Below are 621 nucleotides of genomic sequence, written 5' to 3'. Positions count from 1 at the left end.
ATGTTAATCGTAAAAGAAGTTGAATTATTGAAAAGTAAATTATTAGTTGTGTCAACTTCAATAAAGTCATCAACTCCATCAAAATAGTAGGCGCTATTGCTATTTCCAAACCGATCGGTTGTTAAAGCAACTCCTCCGGATGGAACTCCATCATTATTGAATGTACTCTCATCATTTGCGTTTCCATTAAATGGATACCATGCAATGAGTCCGTTTGAAGGTACATTTGGAGGGAGCGTTTGCGTATTTCCTGATAAGGTAAACAATATCAGGATAGCAAAAAAAAGTAGCTTTTTAAAATAGGGCATCATAGGATTGAATTAAACACTCGATACAAATTAATGAAAATTAGTTTAAAGTAGTCGGTGTCTTCTTATTTTACAGATATTTATCTTTGCACAAAACATTGAACAATGACTTTAAAAGACAAGATAAACAGCGACATTAAAAATGCCATGAAGGCGAAAGAGCGCGAGAAGCTTGAGGCTCTTCGCTCGATTAAATCTGCAATATTGAATGCCGAATCAGAAAAAGCCGGATCTGAACTCAACGAAGAAAAAGAGTTGGGCATGCTGCAAAAGCTTTTAAAGCAAAGAAAAGATAGTGCCGAGCTTTATAAGG

Annotated in this window: 2 protein-coding genes; one reads left to right on the top strand and one right to left on the bottom strand. The window is 35.4% G+C overall.

The genetic code is table 11. The features are described from left to right. On the bottom strand, positions 1–311 hold a 311-nt coding region (locus tag RI557_RS11685; RefSeq protein WP_310683954.1), incomplete at its 3' end, for a hypothetical protein. Between the two features lie 102 nt (positions 312–413). Between RI557_RS11685 and RI557_RS11680 the strand changes: the two genes are divergently transcribed. After that, a partial coding sequence (locus tag RI557_RS11680; protein ID WP_310683952.1) for a GatB/YqeY domain-containing protein occupies positions 414–621 on the top strand: 208 nt, incomplete at its 3' end.

Origin of the sequence: Salibacter sp. (assembly GCF_031581065.1) — a bacterium.
GTDB lineage: Bacteria > Bacteroidota > Bacteroidia > Flavobacteriales_G > Salibacteraceae > Salibacter.
Note: the sequence above shows the minus strand (reverse complement) of the source record. Positions and strands in the feature narration are given on the sequence as shown.